Annotated in this window: 27 protein-coding genes; 9 read left to right on the top strand and 18 right to left on the bottom strand. The window is 73.5% G+C overall.

Annotation, left to right across the window (positions count from 1 at the left end):
- Positions 1-168: 168 nt before the first annotated feature.
- From AWQ68_RS07735 to AWQ68_RS07725, 3 genes are all read left to right on the top strand, one after another.
- Positions 169-1,119 (top strand): ABC transporter ATP-binding protein, encoded by a 951-nt coding sequence (locus AWQ68_RS07735; RefSeq protein WP_373281508.1) that lies wholly within the window; start codon positions 169-171, stop codon positions 1,117-1,119.
- Between the two features lie 52 nt (positions 1,120-1,171).
- Positions 1,172-1,939 (top strand): ABC transporter permease, encoded by a 768-nt coding sequence (locus AWQ68_RS07730; RefSeq protein WP_066936923.1) that lies wholly within the window; start codon positions 1,172-1,174, stop codon positions 1,937-1,939.
- A gap of 124 nt (positions 1,940-2,063) precedes the next feature.
- Positions 2,064-2,996 (top strand): EamA family transporter, encoded by a 933-nt coding sequence (locus tag AWQ68_RS07725; RefSeq protein WP_066937684.1) that lies wholly within the window; start codon positions 2,064-2,066, stop codon positions 2,994-2,996.
- 15 nt (positions 2,997-3,011) lie between these two features.
- On the opposite strand, the gene AWQ68_RS07720 is transcribed toward AWQ68_RS07725, so the two are convergent.
- The 10 genes from AWQ68_RS07720 to AWQ68_RS07675 all read right to left on the bottom strand — a co-directional run bounded on the left by AWQ68_RS07720 (position 3,012) and on the right by AWQ68_RS07675 (position 11,766).
- Entirely contained in the window at positions 3,012-3,758 is a 747-nt protein-coding gene (locus AWQ68_RS07720) for a GntR family transcriptional regulator (RefSeq protein WP_245655797.1), read from the bottom strand.
- Positions 3,739-4,716, bottom strand: a complete 978-nt coding sequence (locus tag AWQ68_RS07715) for an ornithine cyclodeaminase family protein (protein WP_066936918.1) — start codon at positions 4,714-4,716, stop codon at positions 3,739-3,741. The genes AWQ68_RS07720 and AWQ68_RS07715 overlap by 20 nt, the downstream gene beginning before the upstream one ends.
- Before the next feature lie 63 nt (positions 4,717-4,779).
- Complete coding sequence (locus tag AWQ68_RS07710; RefSeq protein ID WP_066936915.1) at positions 4,780-5,847, bottom strand: proline racemase family protein; 1,068 nt, start codon at positions 5,845-5,847, stop codon at positions 4,780-4,782.
- A complete protein-coding gene (locus AWQ68_RS07705; RefSeq protein WP_066936912.1) occupies positions 5,844-6,563 on the bottom strand; it encodes an ABC transporter ATP-binding protein in 720 nt (239 codons plus the stop codon). Before AWQ68_RS07705 ends, AWQ68_RS07710 begins: the two co-directional genes overlap by 4 nt.
- A complete protein-coding gene (locus AWQ68_RS07700) occupies positions 6,550-7,377 on the bottom strand; it encodes an ABC transporter ATP-binding protein (RefSeq protein WP_066936909.1) in 828 nt (275 codons plus the stop codon). Before AWQ68_RS07700 ends, AWQ68_RS07705 begins: the two co-directional genes overlap by 14 nt.
- The gene (locus AWQ68_RS07695) at positions 7,374-8,276 is read right to left on the bottom strand and encodes a branched-chain amino acid ABC transporter permease (RefSeq protein WP_066936907.1); all 903 of its coding nucleotides are present in this window, start codon (positions 8,274-8,276) and stop codon (positions 7,374-7,376) included. The genes AWQ68_RS07700 and AWQ68_RS07695 overlap by 4 nt, the downstream gene beginning before the upstream one ends.
- Positions 8,277-8,383: 107 nt before the next feature.
- On the bottom strand, positions 8,384-9,277 hold the full coding sequence (locus AWQ68_RS07690) for a branched-chain amino acid ABC transporter permease (RefSeq protein ID WP_066936904.1): 894 nt from the start codon (positions 9,275-9,277) through the stop codon (positions 8,384-8,386).
- A gap of 18 nt (positions 9,278-9,295) precedes the next feature.
- Complete coding sequence (locus AWQ68_RS07685; protein ID WP_066936901.1) at positions 9,296-10,465, bottom strand: branched-chain amino acid ABC transporter substrate-binding protein; 1,170 nt, start codon at positions 10,463-10,465, stop codon at positions 9,296-9,298.
- 198 nt (positions 10,466-10,663) lie between these two features.
- Entirely contained in the window at positions 10,664-11,395 is a 732-nt protein-coding gene (locus AWQ68_RS07680; protein ID WP_066936898.1) for a hypothetical protein, read from the bottom strand.
- Complete coding sequence (locus AWQ68_RS07675; protein ID WP_066936895.1) at positions 11,392-11,766, bottom strand: hypothetical protein; 375 nt, start codon at positions 11,764-11,766, stop codon at positions 11,392-11,394. The genes AWQ68_RS07680 and AWQ68_RS07675 overlap by 4 nt, the downstream gene beginning before the upstream one ends.
- A 173-nt stretch (positions 11,767-11,939) precedes the next feature.
- Between AWQ68_RS07675 and AWQ68_RS07670 the strand changes: the two genes are divergently transcribed.
- Complete coding sequence (locus AWQ68_RS07670) at positions 11,940-12,611, top strand: response regulator transcription factor (protein ID WP_066936892.1); 672 nt, start codon at positions 11,940-11,942, stop codon at positions 12,609-12,611.
- On the top strand, positions 12,601-14,655 hold the full coding sequence (locus AWQ68_RS07665; RefSeq protein ID WP_084463756.1) for a GAF domain-containing sensor histidine kinase: 2,055 nt from the start codon (positions 12,601-12,603) through the stop codon (positions 14,653-14,655). The genes AWQ68_RS07670 and AWQ68_RS07665 overlap by 11 nt, the downstream gene beginning before the upstream one ends.
- 119 nt (positions 14,656-14,774) lie before the next feature.
- Here the strand turns inward: AWQ68_RS07665 and AWQ68_RS07660 are convergent, their stop codons facing one another.
- The 5 genes from AWQ68_RS07660 to AWQ68_RS07640 all read right to left on the bottom strand — a co-directional run bounded on the left by AWQ68_RS07660 (position 14,775) and on the right by AWQ68_RS07640 (position 19,597).
- Positions 14,775-15,776 (bottom strand): proline racemase family protein, encoded by a 1,002-nt coding sequence (locus AWQ68_RS07660; protein WP_066936889.1) that lies wholly within the window; start codon positions 15,774-15,776, stop codon positions 14,775-14,777.
- 31 nt (positions 15,777-15,807) lie between these two features.
- Positions 15,808-16,701: a dihydrodipicolinate synthase family protein gene (locus AWQ68_RS07655; RefSeq protein ID WP_066936886.1), complete on the bottom strand. Its 894-nt coding sequence runs from the start codon at positions 16,699-16,701 to the stop codon at positions 15,808-15,810.
- Positions 16,688-18,091, bottom strand: coding sequence for an NAD(P)/FAD-dependent oxidoreductase (locus AWQ68_RS07650; RefSeq protein ID WP_066936883.1), 1,404 nt, complete (start codon positions 18,089-18,091; stop codon positions 16,688-16,690). Before AWQ68_RS07650 ends, AWQ68_RS07655 begins: the two co-directional genes overlap by 14 nt.
- Entirely contained in the window at positions 18,088-18,375 is a 288-nt protein-coding gene (locus AWQ68_RS07645; RefSeq protein ID WP_066936880.1) for a (2Fe-2S)-binding protein, read from the bottom strand. The genes AWQ68_RS07650 and AWQ68_RS07645 overlap by 4 nt, the downstream gene beginning before the upstream one ends.
- A 61-nt stretch (positions 18,376-18,436) precedes the next feature.
- A complete protein-coding gene (locus AWQ68_RS07640) occupies positions 18,437-19,597 on the bottom strand; it encodes an NAD(P)/FAD-dependent oxidoreductase (protein WP_157545017.1) in 1,161 nt (386 codons plus the stop codon).
- Between the two features lie 125 nt (positions 19,598-19,722).
- Here AWQ68_RS07640 and AWQ68_RS07635 point away from each other — a divergent pair, with 125 nt between their 5' ends.
- Complete coding sequence (locus tag AWQ68_RS07635) at positions 19,723-20,763, top strand: COX15/CtaA family protein (protein WP_245655796.1); 1,041 nt, start codon at positions 19,723-19,725, stop codon at positions 20,761-20,763.
- Positions 20,764-20,767: 4 nt separating this feature from the next.
- On the opposite strand, the gene AWQ68_RS07630 is transcribed toward AWQ68_RS07635, so the two are convergent.
- The 3 genes from AWQ68_RS07630 to AWQ68_RS07620 are packed head-to-tail and all read right to left on the bottom strand — an operon-like array spanning position 20,768 to position 22,997.
- On the bottom strand, positions 20,768-22,285 hold the full coding sequence (locus AWQ68_RS07630; RefSeq protein ID WP_084463754.1) for a PH domain-containing protein: 1,518 nt from the start codon (positions 22,283-22,285) through the stop codon (positions 20,768-20,770).
- Positions 22,282-22,776, bottom strand: a complete 495-nt coding sequence (locus AWQ68_RS07625; protein ID WP_066936874.1) for a PH domain-containing protein — start codon at positions 22,774-22,776, stop codon at positions 22,282-22,284. Before AWQ68_RS07625 ends, AWQ68_RS07630 begins: the two co-directional genes overlap by 4 nt.
- Positions 22,773-22,997, bottom strand: a complete 225-nt coding sequence (locus AWQ68_RS07620) for a hypothetical protein (protein ID WP_066936871.1) — start codon at positions 22,995-22,997, stop codon at positions 22,773-22,775. Before AWQ68_RS07620 ends, AWQ68_RS07625 begins: the two co-directional genes overlap by 4 nt.
- 110 nt (positions 22,998-23,107) lie before the next feature.
- Between AWQ68_RS07620 and AWQ68_RS07615 the strand changes: the two genes are divergently transcribed.
- The 3 genes from AWQ68_RS07615 (at position 23,108) to AWQ68_RS07605 (ending at position 25,780) form a co-directional block, all read left to right on the top strand.
- The gene (locus AWQ68_RS07615) at positions 23,108-24,310 is read left to right on the top strand and encodes a sensor histidine kinase (RefSeq protein ID WP_066936869.1); all 1,203 of its coding nucleotides are present in this window, start codon (positions 23,108-23,110) and stop codon (positions 24,308-24,310) included.
- 17 nt (positions 24,311-24,327) lie between these two features.
- The gene (locus tag AWQ68_RS07610) at positions 24,328-24,996 is read left to right on the top strand and encodes a response regulator (protein ID WP_066936866.1); all 669 of its coding nucleotides are present in this window, start codon (positions 24,328-24,330) and stop codon (positions 24,994-24,996) included.
- 73 nt (positions 24,997-25,069) lie between these two features.
- Positions 25,070-25,780, top strand: coding sequence for a SanA/YdcF family protein (locus AWQ68_RS07605; RefSeq protein ID WP_066936863.1), 711 nt, complete (start codon positions 25,070-25,072; stop codon positions 25,778-25,780).
- The last annotated feature ends 363 nt before the right edge of the window (positions 25,781-26,143 follow it).

The following is a 26,143-nucleotide window of genomic DNA, read 5'->3' as shown; positions in this document are numbered from 1 at the left end:
CGGCGCGCGCGAACAGGGCTCCGGCGGCCCGGGCACCCCGCCGCCTCCCTAGACTCGTCTCGTCAAGAAGTGTGTCCCATCTGGCTGGGGGGAGGCCGGGAGCGTGGGGACTGCCGGCCACTGCGATCCCCCGCGTCTGCCATGGTGCGGACGGCAGGCAGGAGAACCATGATGCCGGACGCCGCGAACACGCGACCCGCGCCGGGCGCCGACGGCACGCCCGCGGTCGAGGTGCGCGACCTCGTCAAGCGCTACGGCCGCACCACCGCGATCGACGGCCTGACGCTGTCCTGCGCGCGCGGCCGGGTGACCGCGATCCTCGGCCCCAACGGGGCGGGGAAGACGTCCACCATCGAGATCTGCGAGGGTTTCCGCCACGCCGACGGCGGCGAGGTGCGCGTGCTGGGCCTCCACCCGTCCGACCGGTCGCTCAAGGCCCGGGTCGGCGTGATGCTCCAGTCCGGCGGCGTGCCCCCCGCGATGCGCGCCGGCGAGTGGCTGCGCCTCATGGCCCGGTTCCACGCCCACCCGCTCGACCCCGCCGCGCTCCTGGACCGGCTCGGCCTCTCCGAGCACGCGCGCACGCCGTACCGGCGGCTGTCCGGCGGGCAGCAGCAGCGGCTGTCGCTGGCCGGGGCGATCGTGGGGCGGCCCGAGCTGGTCTTCCTCGACGAGCCCACGGCGGGCCTCGACCCCCAGGCCAGGTACGCCTGCTGGGACGTGGTCACCGGCCTGCGCGAGGCCGGGGTCTCGGTCGTCCTCACCACGCACTACATGGACGAGGCGGAGAAGCTCGCCGACCAGGTGATCATCATCGACCACGGTCGGGTCGTCGCCGCCGGGACTCCCGCCACGCTGACCGGCGCCGAGCGCCAGCTCCGGTTCCGGGCCCGCCCGGGGCTGAACCTCGACGAGCTGCTCGGCGCCCTCCCCGAGGGGAGCGCCGCCAAGGAGTCGCCCGCCGGGCACTACATCATCGAGGGGCAGGTCGCCCCCGGTCTGCTCGCCACGGTCACCGCCTGGTGCGCCAGCGAGGGCGTCACGGCCGAGGACCTCAGCATCGAGCGGCGCACCCTCGAAGACGTCTTCCTCGAACTCACCGGCCGGGAGCTGCGATGACCCGCCCCACCTGGGGCGCGGCCCGCCCGGCCCACTCCGATCGGACCACGCGATGACCACGACGCTCGACTTCACCCCCCGGCCCGGCGCGGCCCCGCTGTCGCGGATGGTGCTGGCGCAGGCGGGGGCGGAGATGCGCGCCATGCTCCGCAACGGCGAGCAGCTGCTGCTCACCCTGATCATCCCCGTGCTGCTGCTCGTCGGGTTCTCGCGGGCGCCGCTGATCAACGTGTCCGGGTCCCGGGTCGACTTCGTCACGCCCGGCGTCCTCGCGCTCGCCGTCATGTCCACCGCGTTCACCGGCCAGGCCATCGCCACCGGGTTCGAACGGCGGTACGGCGTGCTCAAGCGGCTCGGGGCCACCCCGCTTTCCCGGCCCGGCCTGCTGCTCGCCAAGACCGTGGCCGTCCTGGGCGTGGAGGTCATCCAGGTCGCGGTGATCTGCGTCGTCGCGCTGGCCATGGGCTGGTCCCCGCACGGAGACCCGCTCTGGATCGCGCTGCTGATCGTGCTCGGCACCGCCGCCTTCAGCGGCCTGGGCCTGCTGATCGCGGGCACGCTCCGGGCCGAGGCCACGCTCGCGGCGGCCAACCTCGTCTACCTCGTCCTGCTGGGACTGGGTGGCGTCGTCTTCCCCGTCGCCAGGTTCCCCGAAGGCGTACGCCCGATCCTGGAGCTGCTGCCGATCACCGCGCTGACGAACGGGATGCGGTCGGTGCTCGCCTCCGGCGGCGGCTTCCCGGCCGGTCCGGTGCTCGTGCTGGTGGCATGGGCCGTGGTCACGCTCGCGGTGGCCTCCCGCACCTTCCGCTGGGAGTGACGCCCGCCGGGGCCCACCTCGGTGCGGCGCGGCGCGGGCCGGGGCGATAGGTTCCTGACGCTCGGGTCGAGTGGCCGGCGCCGTCTTCGAGGCGTACGGCGGACGTTTGGGAGGTGGCGGCCGGATGACGGCTGAACCCGTGTGGGGGGCGGCGGAGCCGTACCGGGCCGGACCGTTCCGTATGGGGCGCGGCGGGATGCGCCCAGGGGCGCTGCTGCGGGCGGCGTCGGACTCGATCCCGCCGCCGGGACTGGTGCTGCTCGCGATCCTGTCGGTGCAGGTCGGGGCCGGGCTGGCCAAGAACCTCTTCGCCGAGCTGCCGCCGTCCGCCGTGGTGTTCCTGCGGATCGCGATCGGCGCGGTCATCCTCGTGCCCGTCGCCCGGCCCCGGCTGAGGGGGCTCACCCGGCGCGACCTCGCCGTCGGCGTGGCCTTCGGGCTCAGCCTCGGCTTCATGAACCTGTCCTTCTACGAGGCGCTGGCCCGGCTGCCCATGGGCATCGCGGTCGCGATCGAGTTCATCGGGCCGCTCACCGTGGCCGTCGTGGCGTCGCGGCGGCGGGTCGACCTGCTGTGGGTCGCGCTGGCCGCCGCCGGGGTGGTCCTGCTCGCCCCGTGGGGCCAGGCGGACGGCGCCGACTGGGTGGGCATCGGGTTCGCCGCGCTCGCGGGCGCCATGTGGGCCGCCTACATCCTGCTGTCGGCCGCCACCGGCGCCCGGTTCCCGGGGTCGAGCGGGCTGGCGCTCGCCATGGTCGTCGCCACGATCGCCGTCGCCCCCGTCGGGGTGGCCTCCGGCGGCGCCGACCTGCTGCGCCCGGAGATCCTGCTCGTGGGGGCCGGGGTCGGGCTGCTCTCCTCGGTCATCCCGTACTCGATCGAGCTGGAGGCGCTGCGGAGGATGCCGAAGCGGGTCTTCGGCATTCTCATGAGTCTCGAACCCGCCGTCGCCGCGCTGGTCGGCCTCTTCGTGCTCGGGGAGTTCCTGCAGGTACGCGAGTGGGCGGCGATCGGCTGTGTGGTCATCGCCTCGATCGGCGCGACCCGCTCCGGCTGAGCCGCCCCGGGGCCGCTACGCCTCCGGCTCTTCCGGGGCCGGCCGGGTCCCGGGCCTGCTTTCCGGCTTGTCCGCCCAGATGCCGCGTACGTGCTGGATGTGGTGGCTCATGACACGCTCGGCCGCCGCGGCGTCGCCGCGGACCAGGGCGTCCACGATGGCGACGTGCTCGCCGGCCGAGTCGATCAGGATGCCGCGCTCGGCCAGGCCGCGCAGGCCGTACAGGCGGGCCCGGCCGCGCAGGTCGCGGATCACCTCGACGAGGTGGGCGTTGCCGGCCAGGCTCAGCAGCCCCAGGTGGAAGCGCAGGTCGGCGTTGACGTAGGCGATCAGGTCGCCGCGCCGGGCCGCCGCGACGATCTCCTCTGCGACCGGCCGCAGCTCCTCGAAGTCGGCGGCCGGGCGGCTGCCGGCCAGCCGGGCCACCGTCGGGACCTCGATGAGCTGGCGGATCTCGGTGATCTCGTCGAGGTCGCGGTCGGTCATCTCGGTCACCCGGAAGCCCTTGTTGCGCACCGCCTCGACCAGGCCCTCCTTGGCCAGGTCGAGCATCGCCTCCCGCACGGGGGTGGCGGAGACGCCGAACTGGGCGGCGAGCACCGGCGCGGAGTAGACCACTCCCGGCCGCATCTCGCCCGCGACAAGTGCGTCCCGCAGCGCCTGCGCCACCTGCTCGCGCAGGCTCTGCCGCTCGCCCACCAGCGGCAGGCCGAGCCCGTCCGCGGCCGAAGGCGCCATGTCACTACCCTCTTTCGTGCTCACCGGAGATCTCCCCGCGGGCGGTCCACGCGTCGTACGCCGCGGAGGCGACCACCAGGTCCTGCCAGGCCATGCCCACGCTCTTGAAGACGGCGGGGCCCGGTCCGGGCGCCACCCGGCCGGCGACGAGGTCGGCGAGGTTTCCGGCGAGGTGGCCAGCCGTGATCCTACCGGCCCGCAACGGGACGACCAGGTCGCCCGCCTCCGCCAGGGCCGCCGTACGGGCCTCCACGACGACGACGGAGCGGGCGATGAGGTCGTCGTCCAGTTCGCGCGCGTCCGGCTCGTGCGATCCGACGGCGACCACGACCGCGCGGTCGCGCACCAGGCCGCCGGGGAACAGCGGCGTCCGCGCGGTGGTGCAGCAGGCGACCAGGTCGGCCTCCTCGACCGCACGCCGCCAGGAGGGGTCTGACGCCGGATGGGAGCGGGCGGTCAGACCGGCGGCGGCGCACCGCCGCGCCAGCCCGGCCGCGCGGTCCGGGTCCCGGGCAACCACGGTGACCTCCTCGACCGGGCGCACCCCGCGCAGGGCCGTCACGTGCCCCCACGCCTGCGGTCCGGAGCCGAACACGACGAGCGAGCGGGCGTCCGGCGGCGCGAGACGCCGTACGGCGAGCGCCGAGACGGCGGGGGTGCGCAGCGTGGTCAGCGCGGTGCCGTCCATCGTGGCGAGCGGGGTGAGCGTGGCGGCGTCGAGCAGCAGGTAGAGGGCCTGGATCCGGGGCAGCCCGCGCGCCGGGTTGCCCGGGGCCACCGTGGCGACCTTCACGCCCGCGTACGCCCCGGACGACGCCGGCATGAGGAGGAACTGCCCGGCCGGGACGTCGACAACCGGGCGCGGCGGGGCCTGCTCGGGGTCGAGCCCGCCGCGCAGCGCCTCCTCCAGGGCTTCCACGGCCCGCTCGGGAGGCACGAGCCGGTCGATCGTGTCGCCGTCCAGGTGGGGCAGGCCGTTCATCCGGGCGTCCTCCTCATCTCGTCGCCGTCTCGCTCTCCCGCTGCCCACGGCCGTGCCGGCGTCTCATCGGAGGGTGAACCCGGGGCCGAGGGGGTCACGGGGGTCGAGGACGAACCGGTGCTCTCCGGTGCGGAACGCGGTGCCCTCGATCTCCGGGACGATCGCCGGGCGTCCGGCCTCCTCCGTCACCGCGGCCACGCTCGCCAGGAACACGCCGCCCGCGACGCCCTCGTGCCGGAGAGTGACCGCCCGGGGATCGGGACGTCCCTCGGCGAGCGACGCCAGCCGCGCGGCGGTGCCCGACCCGCAGGGCGACCGGTCGACCTCGCCGTCCGCGAAGACGGTGACGTTGCGCTGGTGGTGCCGGTCGCCGGCGGACCCGAGATCGTCGTAGAAGATCACCCCGTAGATCCCGGAGAGCCGGTCGTCGGCGGGGTGCCGCGCCGCCGGGTGCCCCTCCAGCCCGGCCTTGACCGACCGGCCGGCGGCGATCAGGGCGGGCAGGTCCTCAGGGGTCACCGCGAGGCCGAACGCGGCGGCCGGCACGGAGGCGTAGATCGCGCCGCCGTACGCGATGTCCACCGTGACGCCGCAGGCGGGCACGTCCCTGGCGACGACGTAGGACGGCACGTTCCGGAACGTCACCGCCTCGACCACGCCGCCCGCGCGGCGCACCCGGGCCTGCACGCGGCCCGACGGCACGTCGATCTCGACGGTCGTCTCGCCGTCCTCGGCGGCCGGGACCAGGCCGTACTCCACGGCGTACGCGCCGAGCGCGATGGTGCCGTGGCCACACGCCGTGGAGTAGCCGTCCTTGTGCCAGAAGAGCACGCCGAGGTCGGCCGGCGCGGAACCGCCGGGTGAACCGTCGGACGGGACATCGGACGGAACATCGGACGGAACATCGGGCGGAACATCGGGCGGGACGAGGAAGCAGCCGTACATGTCGGCGTGGCCGCGCGGCTCGTGGCAGAGCAGCCGCCGTACGGCGTCCACCTCGGGCGCGGACGCGGCCGTCCTGCGGTCGAGCACCGTCGCGCCGGGGATCGGCGGCGCGCCCGAGACGACGATCCGGAACGGCTCGCCCGCGGTGTGGTAGTCGATCGTGCGAACGTCGTATACGGCTCTCATCGCACGCTTCCTCCCAGATACGCCTCGGCGACCCGCGCGTCGTCGCGCAGTTCGGCGGCGGTTCCCGTCACGACGCACGCCCCGTTCTCGATCACGTACCCGCGGTGCGCGATCTTCAGGGCGGCCCTGGCGTTCTGCTCGACCAGCAGCACCGCCGTCCCCTCCGCGTTGATCTCCCTGATCACGTCCATGACCGCGGCGACCACGAGCGGGGCGAGGCCCATGGACGGCTCGTCGAGCAGCAGCAGGCGGGGGCCGGTGACCAGCGCGCGGCCGATGGCGAGCATCTGCTGCTCGCCGCCGGAGAGGGTGCCGCCCTGCTGGCCGGCGCGCTCGGCCAGGCGGGGCAGCAGGCCGTACACGCGGTCGATCCGCCGCCTGACCTCGGCCTGGTCGTGCACCGCGTACCCGCCGAGCAGGAGGTTGTCGTGGACGCTGAGGGTGCTGAAAACGCGCCGTCCCTCGGGGACGTGGACCAGCCCGAGCCGGACGATCGCGCTCGGCTTGGCGCCGGTGATGTCGCGGCCCTCGTACGCGATGCGGCCCGCGCTGGGCCGCACCAGCCCCGACACCGCCGACAGGGTGGTCGTCTTGCCCGCCCCGTTGTTGCCGAGCAGGGCGACGACCTCGCCCTCCCCGACCGTCAGCGACAGCCCGCGCAGCGCGTGAACACCGCCGTAGTGGACGTCCAGCCCGTCGATCTCAAGCGCCGCCATCGCGTCCTCCCGCCACGCTCGCCCTGGCCTGCTCGATCTCGGCCTCGTCGGCGTCCCGGCCGAGGTACGCCTCGACGACCTCGGGGTCGCGCCGCACCTCGTCCGGGGGCCCGTCGGCGATCTCCCGCCCGAAGTTGAGCACGACCACGCGCTGCGAGACGTCCATCACCAGCCCCATGTCGTGCTCGATCAGGACGATCGCGACGCCCTGCTCGCGGATGCGGCGGATGAGGTCGAGCATCTCGGCCTTCTCCGTGTGGTTGAGCCCGGCGGCGGGCTCGTCGAGCAGCAGCAGGTCGGGACGGCGGGCGAGCGCTCTGGCGATCTCCACCCGGCGCTGCTCGCCGTAGGGCAGGGCCCGGGCCGGGCCGTACCGGTCGCCGCGCAAGCCGGCGAAGTCGAGCCAGTGGTGGGCCTGCTCTGTGCTCTCCTGCTCGCTCCTGCGGTAGCGCGGGGTGTGCAGCAGCGCGTCGAGGACGTTCTGCCTGATCCGCAGGTGGGTCCCGGCGCGGACGTTGTCGAGGACGGACATCTCGCCGAACAGCCGCAGGTTCTGGAACGTGCGGGCGACGCCGAGCGCGGCCACCGCCGAGGGGCGCAGGCCGGTGATGTCGCGCCCACGCAGCCGCACCGATCCCGCGGTGGGCCGGTAGAAGCCGGTCACGCAGTTGAACGCGGACGTCTTGCCCGCGCCGTTGGGGCCGATCACCGAGACGATCTCGGCCTCGCCGACGGCGAAGGTGAGCCCGTCGATGGCGAGCACGCCGCCGAAGGCGAGCCGCAGGCCCTCGACGGAGAGCAGCGGGGCGTTCACTTGGGGACCTCCCCGGGCCTGGCCGGCCACAGGCCCTGCGGCCGCACCAGCATCACGATGATCAACAGGACGCCGAAGGCCACGTACCGGTAGTCGGCGAGGTCGCGCAGCAGTTCGGGCAGGAGGCTGACGACCACCGCCCCGACGACGACGCCCCTGATGGATCCCATGCCGCCGAGCACGACCGCCATCAGCACCAGCGCGGACTGCAGGAACGTGAAGCTGCCCGGGGAGACCGCCGACAGGTGCGCGCCGAACAGGACCCCGGCCAGGCCGCCCCAGATCGCGCCGGCCACGTAGGCGGCCATCTTGACCTTGTAGGTGTGGACGCCCATGGCCTCGGCGGCGTCCTCGTCCTCGCGGACGAACCGCCACGCCCGGCCCAGGCGGGAGCGGCCCAGCCGGGCGGCGCCGACCACGGCGACCGCGACGACCAGCACGGTCAGGTAGTAGAAGGACACCGGGCCCCCGGTAAGCCCGGGGATGCCGTAGATCCCCGAGGGCCCTCCCGTGACGTCGAGGTTGGTCGCGGTGACGCGGATGATCTCACCGAAGCCGAGCGTCACGATCGCGAGATAGTCGCTGCGCAGCCGCAGGGTCGGGGCGCCGATCACCAGGCCGGCGATCACCGTGACGACCAGGACGGCGGGCAGGGTGGCGATCAGCGGCAGGCCGAGGCGGGTGGACAGCACGCCGCTGGTGTACGCGCCGACCGCGAAGAACGCGATGTACCCGAGGTCGAGCAGGCCGCAGTAACCGACGACGATGTTGAGCCCGGCCGCCAGCATCACGAAGATCGCGGCGCTGGTCATCACCGACAGCGCGTACGGCGTGGCGTTGACGAACGGCGCGAGCAGGGCGACCGCGAGCCCGGCCAGCCCGGCCCACCGGTTCTCCATCAGCCGGGACGCGATCGAGCGGGGGCCCGCCCCGCGGCGACCCGCACGAGGCGCCGGCGCCGCTTCCGGGGCGGCCTCAGCGAGGGGCGCGCCCTCGCCCGGCCCGGTCACACCCGCTCCGTGACGCGTTCGCCGAGCAGGCCGGTCGGCCGCACGGTCAGGAACAGGATGAGCACGCCGAAGGCGAAGACGTCCCGCCACTCGCCGCCGAGCCAGAAGGTGCCGAACGATTCGAGCAGGCCGAGGAGCAGCCCGCCGAGCATGGTGCCGGGGATGTTGCCGATGCCGCCGATGACGGCCGCCGTGAACGCCTTGAGGCCGATCAGGAAGCCCATCATGAAGTCGATCTTTCCGTAGTGCGCCCCGGCCATGACCCCGGCGGCTCCGGCGAGGGCGGAGCCGAGGAAGAAGGTCCGGGAGATGATGGCGTCCACGTCGATGCCCATGAGCGCGGCGGCCTTGGGGTCGAGCGCGACGGCCCGCATGGCGCGTCCCTCGCGGGAGCGGGTGACGAGCAGGTTGAGGCCGATCATGAGGAGAACGGCCACGGCCACCAGGGTGAGCTGCTGGAGCGTGACCCGCGCGCCGAGGACCTCCAGCGTGGTGCCGCCGAGCCGCACCGGGTACACGCGCGGGTCGGCGCCCGCGGCGGCGCGCATGCCGTACTCCAGGGCGAAGGACGCGCCGACCGCGGTGATCAGCAGCGAGAGCCGGGGCGCGCCGCGGAGCCGCCGGTAGGCGACCCGTTCGAGCGCCACCCCGGCCAGGCCGGTGACGCCCATGGTGAGCATGAGGACGAGCAGCAGCAGCGGCAGCGCCATCGCGGCCGACACGCCGCCGGCCGCGCCGAGGACGGCGAAGCCGACGAACGCGCCGAGCATGTACAGGTCGCCGTGGGCGAAGTTGAGCAGCTTGATGATCCCGTAGACCATGCTGTAGCCCAGCGCCACGAGCGCGTAGAACGAACCGACGAACAGCCCGTTCCAGACCAGTTGTGACATGTCACGATTCCCTGGAGGTCACTGGAGGTCGTCCTGGAGGGCGAACTTGCCGTCCTTGACGACGAGGATCTGGAAACCACCGGTGCTCAGCGTGTGCTCGGGGGTGAACTTCAGCGGCCCGGAGAACATCGAGAAGCCGTCGATCGCCTCCAGCGCCGAGATGACCTTCTGCCCGTCGGTGCCGTCCGCCTTGGTGACCGCCTCGGCGGCGAGCCGCACCGCGTCGTAGGCCTGGTTGGAGTACGGGCCCGGGTCCGTGCCGAACTTCTTCTTGTAGTCGGCGATCCAGTTCTCGGCGCCCTTGAGCGTGTCCGGCGTCTGGGTCATGGTCGCGTACAGGCCGGTGGCGGCCTCGGGACCGGCGATCTCGATCAGCTTCGGCGAGACCGAGCCGTCGCCGACCATGATCTTGCCCTTGTACCCGGCCTGGCGGAGCTGTCGGGCGATCAGGCCGCCCTCCTGGAAGTAGCCGGTCCAGTAGACGTAGTCGGGCTTCTTGGCTAGCACCTTGGTGATGTTGGCGCTGTAGTCGCTCTCCTTGGGCGTGACCGCCTCCAGGATCGCGGTCTCCGGGCCGCCCGGCTCGTCGAGCAGGGTCTGGGTGCGCACCGCGATGTCCTTGGAGTAGCTGGTGTTGTCGTGCATGAGCGCGACCTTGGTGGCGCCGTCCTTGGCCATCCACGAGGCGGCCGCCGCGGCCTGCTGCGTGCCGGTGCCATTGATCAGGAAGACGTTCTTGAGCTTCTGGTCGACGAGCTCCTGCGAGTTCGCCGCCGGGATGATCATCGGGATGCCGGCCTTGGCGAAGATCGGCAGCGTGGGGAGGGTCGCGCCCGAGCAGTACCCGCCGATCGAGACCCGGATGCCCTCGGTGACCAGCTTGTTCGCCCCGGCTGCCGCGGTCTGCGGGTCGCACGCGTCGTCGGCGGTCTTCAGCTCCAGGGTGCGGCCGAGGACGCCACCCTTGGCGTTGATCTCGTCCACCGCGAGCTGGGCGGCGTTGCTCATGTAGGGGCCGATCGCCGCCTCGCTGCCCGACTGCGGGATCAGCATGCCGAGCACGATCGGCTCGTTCTTCTTCTCGCCGGAACCGGGGTCGCCGCTGAGCAGTCCCTGCCCGCACCCCGCGGTCAGCAGGGCCGCCGACGCCATGACAGCCGCGAGGGTCGTCCCGTAGGCCTTGTGCATTCGCGCCTCTTCTCGTCACATTTGTGGGATGTGACATTGCACCCCGCCTAAAGGTGGGTCAAGGCCTGATACCAGACCGTTAGGAGCGCCCTCGTGGATCTTCTCGGCCTACCGCGGTCGGCGCCCCATCGGGTCGCCACCCGATGGACGAACCTCATGCCGCCACCGCGCGAGCGGCATGAGGCCCTTGATCACGTCTCAGCCCGTGGACGTCGGCACACTTCTGGACCGCGATGCGGAGACCGGGAGCGCCGGCAGGTCCCACTCCTCATCGGGGGTGCGCAGAATCCGAACGCCGAGGAACGCCATGCCCACCGCCGTGGCTCCCCAGGCGGTGAGGTCCATCCAGGAGATGTTGAGGATGACGGCCGTCAGATGCAGTGGTTGTGAGAACGTCAACGCGATCGCCGCCGGCCGAGGGGTGAGCCTGGCCCGGTAGGCGAGGACTCCGAGCAGCAGCGTGCCCACGATGTGGCCCACCACGAAGACGAGGCCGGGGATCGCGCTCAGGCCGAAGATCTCGTCACTCAGCCGGGTCACGGTCTTCGGATCCAGGCCGATGTCGGTCGCCGCCAGCACCCCGTAGTCGTTCGCTCCAAGGACGGTCATACCGAGATAGCCCGGGATGAGAAACGCGGCGGTCCACGCGGTCAGGATGGGCCGGTGGCGGCGCCCCAGACGCAGGGCCGCGTACGCCCCGGGCAGGAGGGTGAACAGCGCCGGGATACCGAGGATCAGCGCCAACCGCTGTGCGTCGGGGTGGGCGGCGACATCGGCTCCCACGTCGCCGGACCAGCCCGGGATGACGAACCGGATCACGGCCACGCAGGCCGGGCCGATCGGCATGAGGAACGCCGCCGTCACCCGGCCCAGCGTGCGCGAGTCACGCCGGGCGCGGGCTGGCATGCCGGGAAGCGACTGGTCGCTCATCGAGCCGACCTCGGCCCGATGAGCAGGAGCACGGCGACGACGAGGGAGAGCAGGATCCCTGCCGAGACCACCATGACCGCCTGGGCGGGGATGTCGGGGATGAAGAACGCCGGCAGTCCGGTCAGCGCGGAGAGCACCCGCGTCACGATCACGACGACCCGCGCCCCCAGTGCGCCGCGCCAGGCGAACGGGAGGGCCACGAGCGTGGTCAGGTCGACCGCGACGACCACGCCCGCGAGGACGGGGCCGTCGGAGAACTGCGGCACCCACGTGATGATGCTGAGGACGGCGAGCACGACGGCGAGGACGAGCCCGATGCGGGCGGGGAGGGAGGCCCGGCGTGTGGTCACGCCGGGAAGATCGGTGGACATGTCGGTTCTCCTCTTCTGGCGGATGCCCGGTGGGGCTACAGCCACTTTCGGAGTCCAGCGCCAGGGCCACATGAGGCGACTGTCCTTCCCGGCGCGCTCTCGCCGGGAGATTTCCCGGCGGGAGTAGGGCCACGGCCCTAACCGCGCCGCCGTACCGCGCCCATAATCGAGCCATGACCCCCCAGCAGGCCGATGATCGCGCGCCCATCCGGGTGCTCCTGGCCGATGATCATCCGGTCGTCCGGCGCGGACTCGCCGCTCTGCTCGCGACCCTCCCCGGGATCCAGGTCGTCGCGCAGGCGGGCACCGGTGAGGAGGCTCTGCGCGAGGTCGCGCTGAACCGGCCCGATGTCGCCGTCATGGACCTGCGCATGCCGGCCATGGACGGTGTGGAGGCGACCCGCCGGATCGTCCGGGACTACCCCGCCACCGCTGTCCTCGTGCTCACCATGTTCCAGGAAGACACCCTCGTCGCCGAGGCGCTGCGCGCCGGCGCCCACGGATATCTGCTGAAGGTGGCGGAGCAGGACGAGATCGAGCGCGCGATCCGTGCCGTCGCCGCGGGAGACGCGATCTTCAGCAGCGCCGTCGCGAGGCGGGTACTCGGGCGGATCACCGTGGATCCGGACGTCCCCTCATTGCCCCAGCTGTCCCCACGCGAGCGCCAGGTGCTCGACCTGATCGCGGCAGGGGCGACGAACGAGTCGATCGCCCATCGGCTGGGGGTCGCGCAGAAAACCGTCCGCAACCACATCTCGGCGATCTTCCTCAAGCTGGGCGTGACCAGCCGGGCCGAGGCCATCGTGATGGCCAGGGACGCGGGGCTCGGCCGCCGTGAGCGATGACACCGCCGCCGCCGCTTCCGGCACCGCCGCGACCGATGCGGGCGAGCCCGCCGCCGCTCGCCCCGCTCGGCTACGTGTGGGAGCCACCGCGGCGGCCGGGTCCGCGCTCGCCATCGCGGCGGTCGCCTTCGCCACCGCCGCCGGAGCCCGATGGCGGATCTTCGTCGACTCCTACACCCTGACCAACCTCGTCATCGGGCTCGGCTTTCTCGCCGCGGGCACGCCCATCGTGTGGTTCCGCCGGCGCAACGTGATCGGCCCTCTGTTCCTGGTGTGCGGGATCGGACATCTGACGACCGCGGCCGCGACGACGGCCATGCTGTTCGGCCTCGGCATGGACTGGCCGGTCCCGCTCCTCCGGACACTGTCGACCCTGTCGACGGGGGCGTGGCAGCTCGGCATCGGCTGGCTGTTCAATGTCGCCCTCCTGGTCTTCCCCAACGGGCGCCTGCTGAGCCGGCGTTGGCTGCCGTTGGCCTGGCTCGTCATGGTCTGCGGCGCCTACCAACTGGTGACCGGTGTGCTCTCGGACGGCTCGGTGCTCGGGGACTCCGCGAGGACCGTGTCGATCGTCTCCGTCGGGCTGGACGTACCCGAGTCGATCAGTTCCGCGGTGGGCGGCGCCGGCGCGGTGGCCCAACTTCTGGTGGTCGCCTCGCTCGTGCTCCGCTATCGGCGTGGCGACGAACGCACCCGGCGGCAACTGCTGTGGCTGATCCTGGCCCTGGTGGCGGCGCTCGCGCTCAACTCGCAGCGCTGGATCACCGGTGACGGGCCGATCCTGCTCCTGCTGTCGTTCGCGCTCTTCCCGATCGCGATCGGGATCGCGATCGTGCGGTACGAGTTGTTCGACATCCGGCTCGTGCTGTCCAGGGCGTTGCTGTACGGCCTGACCCTGTCAATGATCATCGCGGTGTACGCCGGACTCGTGGCCGGATTCTCACTGCTCGTTCCGAAAGACGCCGAGCGCGGGGTGTCGATCGGCGCGGCGATTGTCGTGGCGATCTGCTTCACGCCGCTGCGGCTGCTGCTGCGGCGGCTGATCGACCGCGCCTTCTACGGCACCCGTTCCGATCCGGCGCAGACGGCGTGGCGGGTCGGCGAGGGGCTGCGCCACGACGACGACCTGGCCGGTGTGCTCGATCGGACGCGCGTCGCTCTGCGTCTTCCCTGGGTCGCCCTGCGCCGGGAGCCCGGCGGCGCCGAACTCGCCACGACCGGCACGCCACAGGACTCGGCGACCGTCGAGTTGCCGCTCGGCTATCGCGGCGACGTGGTGGGAACCCTCGCCGTAGGACTGCGCCGCGGCGAACCACACCTGCACGAGGCCGACCGGCGGACACTGGAGCTCATCGCGACCCCGCTCGCGGTCGCGTTGCACGCCACCAGGTTGAGCGAGCAGGTCCAGCAGGCGCGCACCGCGACCGTGGAAGCCGCCGCGGCGGAGCGTGTCCGGTTGCAGCGCGAGCTTCACGACGGTCTCGGACCCACGCTGAGCAGCATCACCTTCCTCGCCGACGCGGCCTCCAACCTGATCGGCTCGGACAGTGGTGAGGCCGAACGCCTGCTGGGCGAGGTACGAGCCGATCTGCGCGCCGCGCTCGACTCCGTCCGCCGCGTCGTCTATGGGCTACGCCCCATCGAACTCGACGATCTGGGGCTGGTGGGCGCGCTGTCCCAGAAGGTGGCGGGCCTCTCCGGCGAGACGCGTCGCGGGATCGCCGTGGAGCTGGACGCGCCCGTACGGATTCCCACGCTGTCACCCGCGGTCGAGCTGGCCGCCTACCGCATCGTGAACGAGGCGCTGACGAACGTTCTGCGCCACTCCGACGCCCGGCGATGCGTGATCACTGTCTCGGTCGACGGCGACCTCTTAGTCACCGTTCGTGACGACGGCACGCCGCCGGCTTCCTGGCGTCCGGGTGTCGGCCTGCGTTCGATCTCGGAGCGGGCCGAGGAACTCGCGGGGTCGGCCACCGCGGGACCGTCCTCTGGAGGATGGGAGGTCCGCGCCCGGCTCCCGCTCCCCCTCGATCGGAGTTGACGCGCTCCCCGGCGTAAGCCGAAGATCCAGCTCGTGCCGCGTCGCGCGGCACCTCTGAGACCTCCTCGCGTTCGCCGGGGAAGCGGCCATGTCGTGGTCGATACTGCCGGCGCCGCGACCTAAAGCAGGAAGCCCTCGGGGAAGGGATCGCGGGGGTCGAGGAAGTACTGGGCGGTTCCGGTCACCCAGGCCCGGCCGGTGATCGTGGGGACCACCGCGGGCAGGCCCCCGGCGGACGTCTCGGCCACCAGGCGGCCGACGAAGCGGGTGCCGATGAACGACTCGTTGACGAAGTCGGTGTCCAGGGGCAGCTCCTTCCGGGCGTGGAGCTGGGCCATCCGCGCGCTCGTGCCGGTGCCGCACGGCGAGCGGTCGAACCAGCCGGGATGGATCGCCATCGCGTGCCGGGAGTGCCGGGCGTCCGACCCCGGCGCGACGAACTGGACGTGATGGCAGCCGCGGATCCCCGGATCCTCCGGATGGACCGGCTCGTCCCGCTCGTTGATCGCGGCCATCACGGCGAGTCCCGCGTCGAGGATCTCCTGCTTGCGCGAGCGCTCGAACGGCAGCCCGACCGACTCGATGGGCAGGATGGCGTAGAAGTTGCCGCCGTAGGCGAGGTCGTAGCGCACCTCGCCGAGGCCGGGCACCCGCACCGCGCGGTCGAGCGCGACGCTGAACGACGGCACGTTGGTGATGGTCACCGCCACCGCCGCGCCGTCCTCGACCCGCACCTCGGCGACGACAAGCCCGGCCGGGGTGTCGAGCCGGATCACGGTCACCGGCTCGGTCACCTCGACCATCCCCGTCTCCACGAGGACCGTGGCGACGCCGATGGTTCCGTGGCCGCACATCGGCAGGCAGCCGGACACCTCGATGTAGAGCACGCCGAAGTCGGCGTCGGCCCGGGTGGGCGGCTGCAGGATCGCGCCGCTCATCGCCGAGTGCCCGCGCGGCTCGTACATCAGCAGGGTGCGTACGTGGTCGAGATGCGCCACGAAGTGCTCGCGGCGCTCGGCCATGGTCGCACCCGGGATCACGCCGACGCCCCCGGTGATCACCCGGGTCGGCATCCCCTCGGTGTGGGAGTCCACCGCGTGGAAGACCCGCTTCGTCCTCATCGCGCCCGCTCTCCCGCCGTACGACGCTCCACTAGCGGAGCCCCTCGGCGAGCGCCTTCTCGGTCACGGCGCGCACGGCAGCCTCCTGCTCGGTCGTCAACGGCTGGCGGGGCGGACGGCACGGGCCGCCGCGACGACCGGCGATGTCCATGGAGAGCTTGATCGCCTGGACGAACTCGGTCTTGGAGTCCCGGCGCAGCAGCGCGTGCAGGGACCGGTAGAGCGGGAGCGCGGTGTCCAGGTCGCGGGCCATCGCCGCGCGGTAGAGCGCGACGGTCGAGACGGGCAGCGCGTTGGTGTAGCCCGCGATCCAGCCGACCGCTCCCGCGAGGGCCATCTCCAGCAGCACGTCGTCGGAGCCGATCAGCACGTCCAGCCCGGGGGCCATCTCGGCGATCTCGTACGCCCGCCGGACATCTCCGGTGAACTCCTTGACGCCCACGACGAGCCCCTCGGCGTGCAGCGTGGCGAGCAGCCGGGGCGTGAGGTCCACCTTGGTGTCGATCGGGTTGTTGTAGCCCACGATCGGCAGCCCGGCCCGCGCGACCTCGCGATAGTGCGCCACCACGGCCGGCTCGTCGGCCCGGTAGGCGTTCGGCGGCAGCAGCATCACCGCGGCACAGCCCGCCTCGTGGGCCTGCTCAGTCCACCGGCGCGCCTCCAGCGCCCCATAGGCGGCGACGCCCGGCATGACCCGGTCGCCGCCCACGGCCGCGACCGCGGTCTCCACGACCCTGGCCCGCTCCTCGGGGGTCAGCGTCTGGTACTCCCCGAGTGAGCCGTTGGGCACCACGCCGTCGCACCCGTTGTCCACCAGCCACCGGCAGTGCTCGCCGTACGCGTCGTAGTCGACGCTCAGGTCGTCGCGCAGCGGCAGCGCGGTGGCCACCATGACTCCGTGCCACGGTTTCTCACGCGTCGTCATCCGATGTCCTCTCATCCATGTCGGCGAGGTCGCCGAGCCGTACGGGCTGGGCGATCGGCCGCCGGGGCGGCCCCGGATCCTCACCGGCGAGGCGGGCCACGGCCTCGCCGCAGATCCGTCCCTGGCACCAGCCCATCCCGGGCCGGGCCAGCAGCTTGATGGAGCGCGCGTCGGCGGCGCCGAGATCGCGGGCCTCCCTGACCCGGCGGTACGGCACCTCCTCGCAGCGGCAGATCGGCGTGTCGTCACGCAGCCAGGAGGTCCAGCCATCGCGCACCGGGTAGGCGCGCAGCAGCGCGTCCGCGAACGCGGCCAGCCGCCGCCTCCGCACCTCGGCCCGGACCGCCGCCGGGTCTCCCGCCGCCGGGACGCCGCGCGCGTCGGCCACGACGGCCCGGCCCGCGATCGCCCCTTCCAATTCGGCCAGGTCCGCGCCGCCCACGCCGGTGGTCTCGCCCGCCGCGTACACGCCGGGGACGCTGGTGCGCATGTGCCGGTCCACCCGCACCGCCGGGCCGCCCGCCGCGTCCGCGCCGATCTCGCAGCCGAGCTGCGCGACGAGGTCGAGCTGGGGCGTGAAGCCGTAGCCGATCGCGAGGGTGTCGCACCGGACCGTCTCGTGACCGCGCCGGTACGGCCGCCACTCGGCGTCCACCCTGGCGACCGTCACGTGGGTCAGCTCGCCGGCGCCGTGCGCGGCCACCACCGCGCGGCCCCCCTTGTACGGCACGCGGTGCCGGGCCAGGCGCCCGCCGTACCCGAGGGCCTCGACCGCCTTGCCCGGCCGGGTGAGGGCCCGGGGCGCGAGCGCGAACCGGCCGCCCGCCTCGAAGACCCCGACGACGCGCGCCCCCGCCGCGGCCAGCGAGGTCGCGACGGGCAGCAGGAACGGGCCGGTCCCGGCGACCACGACGCGGCGTCCGGCGACGACGAGGTTGCCCTTGAGCAGCGCCTGCGCGCCGCCCGCCGTCATCACCCCGGGCAGGTCCCAGCCGGGGAACGGCAGGACGCGGTCGTGCGCGCCGGTCGCGACCAGCAGCCGCGTCGCGGCGACGGTGGTGGCCCGCTCCCGCCCGCCCTTCAGGCAGTGGACGGCGAAGCCGCCGCCCGCGGCCGGTTCGACCGCCCACACCCGGTGGCCGAGCAGGACGTCGGCGTCGCCGAGCCCGTCGCGGAGCCGTACGAATCTGGAGTAGCCGTGATGGAGCGCACCGGGCCGGGAGGCGTGGAACCCGTCGGGCGGCTGGCGGAAGTACTGGCCGCCGACCCGCGCCCCGGCGTCCAGGAGCGCCACGCGCAGGCCCGCCCGCGCCGCCACGCCCGCCGCCGCCAGACCCGCGGGCCCCGCTCCCACGACGGCCAGGTCGTACGCCGCGTCGTGCCCGGTCATGACGTGGTCACCTCGTCACCGGGGCGGGCCTCGGTCAGGCAGGCCCGCAGGTTCTCCTCGCCGTTGACGGTGACCAGGCAGTCGAAGCAGACGCCGAGCCCGCAGAACAGGCCGCGCCGCCGCTCACCGAAGCGGGTCGTGCGCCAGATCCGGATCCCGGCCGCGTGCAGCGCCGCGCCCACGGTCTGGCCCGGCACCACCGGCACCGGCCGCCCGTCCACCAGCATCTCGAACTCCGGCTCCGGCCGCGCGCCCACCAGCCGGTACGGCGAGGCTTCCGTCATGCCGCCCTCCCTCGTCCACGTGTTCTCCGGCACGGCCCGCCGCGCCGCCCGCCGTACGCGCTCACGCCGCGGCCCCGGCGAAGCGGTCGGGGCGGAAGGGAGCGAGGTCGAGCTCCGGGACCGCCCCCGTGAGGTGCCGCGCGACGAGAAGGCCGGTCACCGGGGCGAGGCCGATGCCCGCGCCCTCGTGGCCGCAGGCGTGGTAGAGCCCGGGCGCCCGCGGATCGGCCCCGATGACCGGCAGGTGGTCGGGGCAGTAGGGCCGGAACCCGCAGTAGGCCCGGATCGCCCGCACATCGGCGAGCGCCGGGAACAGGCCCACCGCCTGCCGGGCCAGCCGCGCGAGCACGGGCAGGGACACGGTCCGGTCGAAGCCGACGCGCTCGCGGCTGGCCCCGATCAGCACGGTGCCGGCCTGGGTCGCCTCCACCACGGCGGAGGTCTCCAGCCCCTCGGAGTCGCTGGCGACGTTCGTGACGTACGCGGCCGTGTAGACCTTGTGCCGGACCAGCGGGCGCCCGTCCGCCCGGGCGGTCAGCGGCTCGGTGACCAGGATGAACCCGCGGCGCGGCATGATCGGGAGCGTGACGCCCGCGAGCGCGGCGACCTCCCCGCCCCAGACGCCCGCGGCGTTGACCACGGCCCCGGCCGGGATGTCGCCCGCACTGGTGCGCACACCGGTGACCCGGCCGCGATCCATGAGCAGGCCGGTGACCTCGGTCCCGGTGCGGAGCGCGACGCCCGGCCACCGCCGCAGCAGGCGCGCCGCGGCGAGCATGGGCTGCACCTGGGCGTCCTGGGGGTAGAAGACGCCGCCCGCGAACCCGGGGGCGAGATGCGGCTCGTAGCGGGCCAGCTCGTCCGCGGCCACCGGGCGGGTCGCCACGCCGCTCTTCTCCTGCCGTCCGGCCAGCTCGGTGAGGGCGCGCAGCACCTCGTCGCTCTCGGCGACCACCAGCCCGCCCTTGGGCTCGTGCTCGAAGCCGCCCGGCTCGCCGGCCTCGGCGGCCAGCTCGGCCCAGAGGCGGCAGGACAGCACCGCGAGGTCCAGCTCGGGGCCCGGCTCCTTGTCGGAGACGAGGACGTTGCCCTCTCCCGACCCCGTGGTGCCTCCGGCGACCGACGCCCGGTCCAGCACGGTGACGCTCAGGCCCTCGCGGGCGGCGTAGTAGGCGCAGGCCGCGCCCACCATCCCCGCCCCGATCACCACGACGTCGGGCACGCCCGCCACCTCCCTCTCGGTGGCATGTAATGTGTCATATTTTATTGCCCCGTGACAATACCCCTCGATCTCCACCCAGATGGGGCGAAGGCGGGACCACCCCCACAGCCGCCTACCATTTGAGCGTGACCAGCCTCTCCGCCCAGATCCGCGGCTTCCACCAGTCGTACTGGCTGCCCACGGCGGCCTCGATGCGACGATGGGCGCTCGCGAGCATCGTCGTCAACGCCGGCATCACGGTCACCGGAGCCGGCGTGCGTGTGTCCAAGTCGGGACTCGGATGCCCGACCTGGCCGAGATGCACGCCGGACAGCTTCGTCCCCGCGCAGCACGACGCGCACGCCGCGTTCAACATGGCGATCGAGTTCGGCAACCGGCTGCTGACCTTCCTCGTCCTCGCCGTCGGCGTCGCCTGCGTCCTCGCCGCCGTCCGGCTGGTCCGCGAGGAGCCCGGGGGCAGGGGCCGCCGCGACCTGGTGTGGCTCGCCTGGCTCCAGCCGGTCGGCGTGCTCGCCCAGGCCCTGTGGGGCGGCCTGGTCGTCCGGACGATGCTCAACCCGGTCACGGTGAGCGTCCACTTCCTGCTGTCGATCGGCATGATCGTCGCCGCGTACGCGCTGTTCGCGCGGGCCGGGGAGGGCGACGCGCCGCCGCGGCGGGTCGTCCACCGCGACATCCGCACCCTCGGCTACGTGCTGCTCGGCGCGGTCGCCCTGCTGCTCGTCGCGGGCGTCGTCGTCACCGGGACGGGGCCGCACTCGGGCGACGACGCCGCGTCGCGGTTCGGCTTCGACATCGAGACGGTGGCCCGGCTGCACGCCGACATCGTGTGGATCGTCGTCGGCCTCACCTTCGCGCTGCTGTTCGCGCTCCACCTGACCGACTCCCCCGCCCGGGTCCGCCGGGCCGCGCTCGCGCTGTTCGGCATCGAGCTCGCGCAGGGCGTGATCGGCTACGTGCAGTACTTCCTGGCCATCCCGGCCCTGCTCGTGCTGCTGCACGTGCTCGGCTCGACCCTGGTCTGGATCGGCACGCTGCGCGTCGTCTTCCTCATGCGCACCCGCGACCCGCTCCCCGGCGGCGACGCCGCCGACGCGGCGGGCGAGCGCGACGCGGACGATCCCCGCGTCCTCGCGCCGTCGACGCCGGGCGACGCCACCGCCTGAGCGGTCAGCCGCTCTCCTCGACGAACGGCTCCAGCAGGCCCGGCACCGCGTGGCGGGCCAGCCGGAGCCCCTCGTCCCGCCCCACGTCGAGCACGTCGTAGCGGCCCTCGCCCGCCGCGGTCGTGGCCGACACGGTCACCAGCCCGGCCCGCCGCTGGAACAGCGACTCGCTGACCGTCAGGCCGATGATCCCCGAGCGGTCCAGGGCGACCGTCCTGCGCCGGACCGCGCCCGAGCGGGTGACCAGATACCGCCGGGTCAGGCCGTGTCCCAGCGACCGGTAGCCCTCGGCCGCGAGCGCCCACCCGGCCGGTACGGCGAGCACCGGCAGCGCCCAGGCCCAGGCGGGCACCCACTCCGTCCACGCGTCCAGCATGCCCAGCGCGGCCGCGAGCGCCGCCGCGCCGGCCAGCGCCCGGCGCACCCGCCTGCCGCGGGCCGCGCGCGGATGGCCGCGCAGCCCGGCCGGGTCGAGCTCCTCCCCCAGCACCTCCGAGGCGATCCGGCGGGCCTCCCGCGCGGGCAGCGGCGGCGTCAGCGCGGCGACCTCCTCGGTCTCGTTCTCCTCGGCCTTCCGCAGCCCCGTCGCGACCGCCGTGACCCTGGCCCCGCCGCCGAGCCGCAGCAGCAGCGGCTCCGTCACCGCCACCCCGCGCAGCCGCCGCTCCTCCAGCGTGAGAGAGCGGGTGGTGAGCAGGCCGCGGCGGAGCCGCAGGACGCCGGGCCGGCGCTCCAGGCGGTACCGTCCCCACGACTCGGCGTACAGGGCGGTCGCGCCCACGAGCCCGAGGAGCGCGTTGGCCGCCAGGAGGAGCGGCACGGTGACCCACGGGGTGGCGGTGAGCCACTCCCAGGCCCGCGCCACGGTCTCCGACTTCCCGGGCTCGAATCCCAGCGTGTCGAGCAGCTTGTACAGCCCGCCGAGTGCCAGTCCCCCGCCGACAAACGTCCACACGGTCAGCGGGGCGTACCTGATCCACGACCAGCGCAGCTCGGCGAGCGGCCCGTCGTCCGGCCGCTCCGCGCGCCCGCCCAGCAGGACGCCGCGCAGCGCCTCCGCCTCGGTGACCGCGAGCGCGTCGAGGGTGAGCTCGGCCGGCCCGCCCGAGGCGTGCTTCTCCCCCGTGCCCACCTTCACCACAGCCAGGCCGAGCGCCCGCCGTACGGGATCGGCGGTGACGTCCACGCTGCGCACGCGCTCGCGCGGGACGGCGCGGTACTCCTTGGTCCAGATGCCGCTGTGCAGTTCCAGGCGCCGGTCGGTCAGGCGGTACCGGGTGGTGCGCCTACGGGCGGTCTCGTAGACCGTGGCCGCGCCGACGACGAGGAGAGCCGCGGCCACCGCGACGGCGACGATCACGTCCGGGGCGGCGCCCCTGCCGGCCAGGAACCGCGCGAGGGCGATCGCGGCGGGGACCGCGACGGCGAGGGAGAAGACGGCGGCGGCGACCACCACGCGCGGGTGCGGCGCCCGCCAGCCGCTCTCCTCCCCGGTGGCGGTCTCCTCGACATCGGGCATCATGTCGCGTCTCCGGGGGTGTTCTGTGTGATCGCGGTCAGGCGTTCGGCCAGCTCGGCGGCGAGATCCTCGTCGAGCCCCTCGATCTTGAGCGGCCCGGCGGCCGAGGCCGTCGTCACCGTCACGTCCGAGAGGCCGAAGAGGCGCTGCACCGGCCCGCGTACGGTGTCCACGGTCTGGACGCGCGACATCGGCGCGATCCGCCAGGTCCGGGTCAGCAGGCCGGTGCGGGTGTAGACCGCGTCCTCGGTGACCTCCCACCGTTCGGTCCGGTAGTACACCCGGGGCACCACCACCACGGAAGCCGCACAGAGCAGGACGAACACGATCAGAAGCGCGCCCAGCCATGCGGGCCGCTCGGTGAACAGCCAGTACGCCGCGATCGCGGCGGCCGCCACCGGGACGGCGGCCAGCAGCGCCTGGACCGTCCACCACGCCACCGCGCGCGGATCGGCCCGGTGGCGCGGCGGGCGCAGGCGGAGGGAGGGCGTCACGAGGCCCGGTCCTTCTTGAGGGTGCCGGCCGTCCCGAGCAGGGCGATGCCGAGCACCGCCAGCGCGATCGAGGCGAACACCTCGTATCCCGCCAGCGCGTCGAGCCGGTGGACGATCAGCAGGTCGTGCGCCCACCGCCACCAGCCGAACAGGGTGTTGGCGGCGCCGCCCACCCCCTGCACCAGCGCCACCCAGCCCGCGATTTCCAGCAACGTCTTCATGGCGCAAGCCTCGGGGAGCGGCGCGGGCGGCCGCTTCTGCCCGAAGTAGCCGAGACCGGCTACTTTGGTCGGTGTCGCGAACCCGCGATCACGCCGTAACCTCGGTGAACATGACGTCGCGGATGGAGTACCGGTGGCTGCTGCCCTCGGTCCTCCTCGGCGAGGGCGAGGGCGAGCGGCCCGCGCGGCGCTCCACGCGCGACTGGATCGTGGACACGGCGCTGTTCCTGTCCGCCTGCGGGCTGGCACTCGCCGCGGCGCCGGACATCGCCGGCAAGCCGCGGGCGTACGTCGTCACCGAGCAGGTGCTCGGCGCGCTGGCCTGCGCGGCCCTGTGGCTGCGCCGCCGATGGCCGGTCACCCTGGCCCTGGTGACGTCGCTGCTCGGCTCGGTGTTCACGCTGCTCGGCGGCGCCGGCGTGGTCGCCCTGTTCACCGTGGCCGTGCACCGCCCCTTCAAGATCGCCGGACCGGTCCTCGCCTTCTTCCTCCTGACGGCGATCCCCTACGTCCACGTTTGGCCGGACCCCGAGTTCGGCGTGTGGGGCTCGTTCCTGCTGCTGGCGACGGTCATCATGATGATCTTCGCGTGGGGCATCGTCGTGCGGGCCCGGCGGCAGCTCGTCATCTCCTTGCGGGCCCGGGCGTCCGCCGCCGCCGAGGAGGCCAGGCAGTTGGAGCGGGAACGGATCGCCCGCGAGATGCACGACGTGCTCGCCCACCGCATCTCGATCCTCAGCCTGCACGCCGGAGCCCTGGAGTACGGTCCCGGCGCCCCGCCCGAGCAGATCCAACGGGCGGCGAGCGCCATCAGGACCAGTGCCCACCAGGCGCTGCAGGACCTGCGCGAGGTGATCGGCGTCCTGCGGCAGGCACCGGAGGACGCGCGGCCGGAGCGCCCGCAGCCGACGCTGGCCGACCTGCCCGCGCTGGTGGAGGAGTCGCGGCAGGCCGGGATGGACGTCACGCTCGACCTCGTCGAGCCCGCGCCGTCCGCTCCCACGCCGCCCGAGGCGCTGGGCCGCAACGCGTACCGCATCGTCCAGGAGGCGCTGACCAACGCCCGCAAGCACGCCCCCGGCACCCCGGTGACCGTACGGGTGGCGGGCGCGCCCGGCGAGGGGCTGACGGTCGAGGTCGCCAACCCGGTGCCGGCGGCGGCGCACCGGCGGCAGGCCGTCTCCGAGATCCCGGGCGCCGGCACCGGGCTCATCGGCCTCGCCGAACGTGCCAAGCTGGCCGGCGGACGGCTGGACCACCACCTGTCGGACGAGGGCGCCTTCGTGCTCCGCGCCTGGCTGCCGTGGTCGTGAATCGAGAAAGGGAGGGCATGGACCGTCGCATCAAGGTGCTCATCGTGGACGACGACGCGCTCGTGCGCGCCGGGCTGTCGATGATCCTGGCGGGCGCGGGCGACATCGAGATCGCCGGCGAGGCGTCCGACGGCGACCAGGTGCCGCTCATGGTCGCCGAGCACCGGCCGGACGTGGTGCTGATGGACATCCGGATGTCCCGGGTGGACGGGCTGACCGCCACCGAGGCGCTGCGCGCGACGGCCAACCCGCCCGAGGTGGTGGTGCTGACCACCTTCCACGCCGACGCGCAGGTACTGCGGGCGCTGCGGGCGGGCGCGGCCGGATTCCTGCTCAAGGACATCCACCCGGCCGACCTGGTGTCCGCCGTACGCAGGGTCGCCGTGGGCGAGCCCATCCTGTCGCCCGCGGTCACCCGCCAGCTCATCTCGCACGTCTCCGACGGCGGCGCGGGAGGCCGCCGGGACCGGGCCCGCGCGCAGTTGGACAAGCTCAGCGTGCGCGAGCGGGAGGTCGCCGTCGCGCTCGGCGAGGGCAAGTCCAACGCGGAGATCGGGGCCGAGCTCTACATGAGCGTGCCCACCGTCAAGGCCCACGTGTCGCGGATCCTCACGAAGCTGGGGCTGAACAACCGGGTCCAGATCGCGCTCATCGTCCACGACGCCGAGGCGGCCGGCCGGGCCTGACCCGGCCGGTGCGCCAAGGATCCTCGCCGATCATCGGATTCTTCTCGGATCACCGCACTAGACTTGGTGCTCCATGAGCGTCCTCCCGAGCCGGCTGCTCCCCTGGACCTGGTCGCGCACCGGCCTGCGACGCGGCTTCCAGGCCCTGGTCGCGCTGAGCGTCCTGGCCATCACCCCGATGACCTGGGCGTGGCTGGACAGCTCCGAGCACCGCGTCACGGCGGACCGGTCGGACGCCTGGCTCTCCTCGGTGCCCGCGATGCCGGTCGCCCTCGTACTCGGCGCCGGGCTCACCGCGCACGCCACCCCCACGCCGATGCTGCGCACCCGCCTCGACATCGGCGTCCGGCTCTACCGCGCGGGCAAGGTCCGCGCGCTGCTGGTGTCGGGCGACAACAGCCGGGTCGGCTACGACGAGCCGACGGCGATGCGCGACTACCTCACCTCCCACGGCGTCCCGGCGGAGAAGGTCGTCCTCGACTACGCCGGGTTCGACACCTGGGCCTCCTGCGTGCGCGCCCGGAAGATCTTCGGGGCGTCGCGGGCGGTCGTGGTGACGCAGGACTTCCACCTGCCGCGCGCCGTCGCGCTGTGCCGTACGGCGGGGCTCGACACCTTCGGCGTCGGCGACGACTCCTCCGTGGACTGGCCGCTGGACACCTACATGTACGCCACCCGCGAGTTCTTCGCCTCCGCGAAGGCGCTCTTGGAGGCGCGGATCCTCCACGCGGACCCCCTTCTCGGCCCGCGCGAGGTCACCCTCGACCGCGCCCTCGCCTCCTGACCCGGTACACCCCGCCTCGACCTCGTACGGGCCGCACACCCCTCCCCTCCTGACCCGGCCTCGTCCACCCGGCCGCGCGGCGTCGCCGGGGCGAAACTTTCATCCCGGCGACCACCCCGATCTGCGGTTCTTCCGGCCGGCACGACGGCTTTCCTGGCCCTCGCTCCCGGCAGCGGCGTAAGGTCCGGGCGTCCCGTGACCGGGCCCAGGACCCCCGGGAGGTGAGGCCGTACGAGCGAGGCCGTCGCGTCGCGTGAATGAGGGCGGATCCCGCTTCGCCCCACCCATCGCAGAGCCGGGGAGAGCGCACTCGGGCGCTCTCCCCGGCTCTGTTCGCGACGCTCCCGCCGTCACGGCGTCCGT

It is taken from the genome of Microtetraspora fusca (assembly GCF_001570365.1).
Classification (GTDB): Bacteria; Actinomycetota; Actinomycetes; order Streptosporangiales; family Streptosporangiaceae; genus Microtetraspora; species Microtetraspora fusca.
This window is presented reverse-complemented; position numbering and strand designations above follow the sequence as displayed.

Bases quoted from the DNA above. Each gene is read 5' to 3' on its own strand.
- AWQ68_RS07735 (WP_373281508.1), top strand. From the start codon at position 169: ATGATGCCGGACGCCGCGAACACGCGACCCGCGCCGGGCGCCGACGGC.
- AWQ68_RS07730 (WP_066936923.1), top strand. From the start codon at position 1,172: ATGACCACGACGCTCGACTTCACCCCCCGGCCCGGCGCGGCCCCGCTG.
- AWQ68_RS07725 (WP_066937684.1), top strand. From the start codon at position 2,064: ATGACGGCTGAACCCGTGTGGGGGGCGGCGGAGCCGTACCGGGCCGGA.
- AWQ68_RS07715 (WP_066936918.1), bottom strand. From the start codon at position 4,716: ATGAACGGCCTGCCCCACCTGGACGGCGACACGATCGACCGGCTCGTG.
- AWQ68_RS07710 (WP_066936915.1), bottom strand. From the start codon at position 5,847: ATGAGAGCCGTATACGACGTTCGCACGATCGACTACCACACCGCGGGC.
- AWQ68_RS07705 (WP_066936912.1), bottom strand. From the start codon at position 6,563: ATGGCGGCGCTTGAGATCGACGGGCTGGACGTCCACTACGGCGGTGTT.
- AWQ68_RS07695 (WP_066936907.1), bottom strand. From the start codon at position 8,276: ATGGAGAACCGGTGGGCCGGGCTGGCCGGGCTCGCGGTCGCCCTGCTC.
- AWQ68_RS07690 (WP_066936904.1), bottom strand. From the start codon at position 9,277: ATGTCACAACTGGTCTGGAACGGGCTGTTCGTCGGTTCGTTCTACGCG.
- AWQ68_RS07685 (WP_066936901.1), bottom strand. From the start codon at position 10,465: ATGCACAAGGCCTACGGGACGACCCTCGCGGCTGTCATGGCGTCGGCG.
- AWQ68_RS07680 (WP_066936898.1), bottom strand. From the start codon at position 11,395: ATGAGCGACCAGTCGCTTCCCGGCATGCCAGCCCGCGCCCGGCGTGAC.
- AWQ68_RS07675 (WP_066936895.1), bottom strand. From the start codon at position 11,766: ATGTCCACCGATCTTCCCGGCGTGACCACACGCCGGGCCTCCCTCCCC.
- AWQ68_RS07670 (WP_066936892.1), top strand. From the start codon at position 11,940: ATGACCCCCCAGCAGGCCGATGATCGCGCGCCCATCCGGGTGCTCCTG.
- AWQ68_RS07660 (WP_066936889.1), bottom strand. From the start codon at position 15,776: ATGAGGACGAAGCGGGTCTTCCACGCGGTGGACTCCCACACCGAGGGG.
- AWQ68_RS07655 (WP_066936886.1), bottom strand. From the start codon at position 16,701: ATGACGACGCGTGAGAAACCGTGGCACGGAGTCATGGTGGCCACCGCG.
- AWQ68_RS07650 (WP_066936883.1), bottom strand. From the start codon at position 18,091: ATGACCGGGCACGACGCGGCGTACGACCTGGCCGTCGTGGGAGCGGGG.
- AWQ68_RS07645 (WP_066936880.1), bottom strand. From the start codon at position 18,375: ATGACGGAAGCCTCGCCGTACCGGCTGGTGGGCGCGCGGCCGGAGCCG.
- AWQ68_RS07630 (WP_084463754.1), bottom strand. From the start codon at position 22,285: ATGATGCCCGATGTCGAGGAGACCGCCACCGGGGAGGAGAGCGGCTGG.
- AWQ68_RS07620 (WP_066936871.1), bottom strand. From the start codon at position 22,997: ATGAAGACGTTGCTGGAAATCGCGGGCTGGGTGGCGCTGGTGCAGGGG.
- AWQ68_RS07615 (WP_066936869.1), top strand. From the start codon at position 23,108: ATGACGTCGCGGATGGAGTACCGGTGGCTGCTGCCCTCGGTCCTCCTC.
- AWQ68_RS07610 (WP_066936866.1), top strand. From the start codon at position 24,328: ATGGACCGTCGCATCAAGGTGCTCATCGTGGACGACGACGCGCTCGTG.
- AWQ68_RS07605 (WP_066936863.1), top strand. From the start codon at position 25,070: ATGAGCGTCCTCCCGAGCCGGCTGCTCCCCTGGACCTGGTCGCGCACC.